A 2,102-nucleotide genomic window follows, 5' to 3' on the forward strand; every position below is an offset into this window, starting at 1 on the left:
TAATCTCCTGGGTAGAAAGCTGCTGAAACGGAATATTATTTCCATGATATTGTACCTGGGAAACTGTCAGAAGATTGGTAAAATCAAAATAAATGCTTCCCATACTTTGATTTGGCTTGAAATGTGAAGTCACAGATCCGGAAACAAAGTAAACAGCAGGGTCTATATTCAGATCCATCCTCTGGTACTGCAGGTCATAATTCAGGGTATTGGGGTTTACGTTGCCAGCACCCATTTTTTGAGTGAAAGATTTCATTTCCTTTTCAGTTAATCCTTTCATCTCAATATGTGGGTCCTGCTTTTGGCCATAAACCTGCTGAGTGATCAAAAAGCTCAGTAGCAGAAGATAGAATTTTCTCATATATCGGTTATTGTAGTATTCAAATATAAAAAAAACCTCTTAATCACTGATTAAAAGGTTTTTATAATATATAAAATAAACTGCTTTTAAAGATCCAGAGCAGGTTCAAGAATTTTCTCCATTCTTTTCTTTACCATATCTACTGATCCTGAATAGTTATTCACCATCAAAGAGAAAACTAAAGTTTTACCGGAATTTGTTTTCAGATAACCAGCCAATGTTTTCACTTTATTTAAAGTTCCTGTTTTGGCAAAAACCTGCCCGTTTCCGGTTCCAAGAAACATTCTTTTCAATGTTCCGGACTGTCCGCCGATAGGTAATGATGTTAAATAAGATCTGTAATATTTTTCATCCATTAAAGATGTTAAAAACTTCACCTGGGAAATAGGAGTTACATTATTACTTCTTGAAAGCCCGCTTCCATCCATATAAGTAAGTCCCATCATATCAAAGCCAGCATTCTTTAAGTGATCCGTTACTACAATTCTTCCTGATTCCGAAGTCTGGTCTCCCAGTTTCTGGAAACCAACCGTTCTCAATAAAGCTTCTGCCAAAGAATTATCACTGTGTTGATTGGTGTAGTACACAATATCAGCCAGCGTAGGCGATTTGTAGGCAGAAATCATTTTTCTGTTTTCAGGAGCAGCATCTGTCATTTTTGCAACTACTTTTCCGGTAACAGGAATTCCGCTTTTTACAAGAGTCGTTCTGAAGGAATTGGCAAGATAGGCCGGAGCATCAGGAAGTTTTGTTGTTAAAATTCCGTCTCCTTCATACTTTTCAGCATATACCATCTGATGAGCGTAAGGTGAAACGTAGAAGAACTTCTTTTCTGCAGAGAAACCAGATTTCTTTACAATCAGCTTTTCATTCGCCGGATTAATTTCACGGGTAGTTCCTGCAGGCAGATAGTAATTATTGTTTTCCAACCATACAACATTTTCCGGAAGCATTGCAATATTGCCTTTGAAAAGCGCTGTTTGAATGATAATATCACCATTTACCTTTCTGATTCCCTCACGTGAAAGACCGCCTATGAAATCTGAAATAATGTCTCTGTAAGATCCCGCTCCTGCCTTGTTTGTTCCAAGGGATGGGTCTCCACTTCCTACTACATAAAGGTTTCCATTTAACGTTCCGTTTTCATCTATCGTTCCTGCATACTCTAACTGAGTAATCCAACGGTAGTTCTCCCCTAACAGGTTTAATGCTGTTTCTGTAGTCAGCAATTTTGTGGTGGAAGCCGGAACCAACGGAGTATTTTCATTATACGAAGAAATGACTTTTTTCGTTTTCGGATCATACACTACGAATCCCCAGTCCGCATTTTTCAGCACAGGATCCGCCATCATTGTGTTTACATTAATGTCTACAAGTTCTTTAGCCGACAAAACACTTCTTTCCATCGAGCTTGCGGGCGACGGAAGGTTTAAGCTGTTTTTCTGATTGTCGTAATTCTGAGAGTAAAGAACAGTAGAAACGGTAGATTGAGCCAGGAAAAGACCGGAAGCCAACACCGCTGCACTTGAAATATATTTTCTGAAATTTACCATCTATCCTTTTTTTGTTCTATAGTTTGAGCCTGTAGAAAATGATAAGTTAAATCATTCAATAAAAAAGCCAAACACTTAATCAACGACCAAAAGTAGAAATTATTGTCATAAAACGGGTTACCGGCGTCTTATAAAAGAGTGTAAAGTTTGTTAAAAATTGTTAAAAATCAACAAAAACGCCCTTTTTA

Annotated in this window: 1 protein-coding gene and 1 pseudogene; both read right to left on the reverse strand. The window is 37.6% G+C overall.

Annotation, left to right across the window (positions count from 1 at the left end):
• Window positions 1-361 (reverse strand): annotated as a pseudogene (locus BBH99_RS11215) (M1 family metallopeptidase); the annotation flags it as partial.
• Window positions 362-447: 86 nt separating this feature from the next.
• Entirely contained in the window at window positions 448-1,914 is a 1,467-nt protein-coding gene (gene dacB, locus BBH99_RS11220) for a D-alanyl-D-alanine carboxypeptidase/D-alanyl-D-alanine endopeptidase (protein WP_066695540.1), read from the reverse strand.
• Window positions 1,915-2,102 lie beyond the last annotated feature (188 nt).

Origin of the sequence: Chryseobacterium contaminans (assembly GCF_001684955.1) — a bacterium.
In the GTDB taxonomy this organism is placed as follows: Bacteria; Bacteroidota; Bacteroidia; order Flavobacteriales; family Weeksellaceae; genus Chryseobacterium; species Chryseobacterium contaminans.

Excerpts from the sequence above, each read along its gene's own strand:
- dacB (WP_066695540.1), bottom strand. The coding sequence starts at position 1,914 with ATGGTAAATTTCAGAAAATATATTTCAAGTGCAGCGGTGTTGGCTTCC.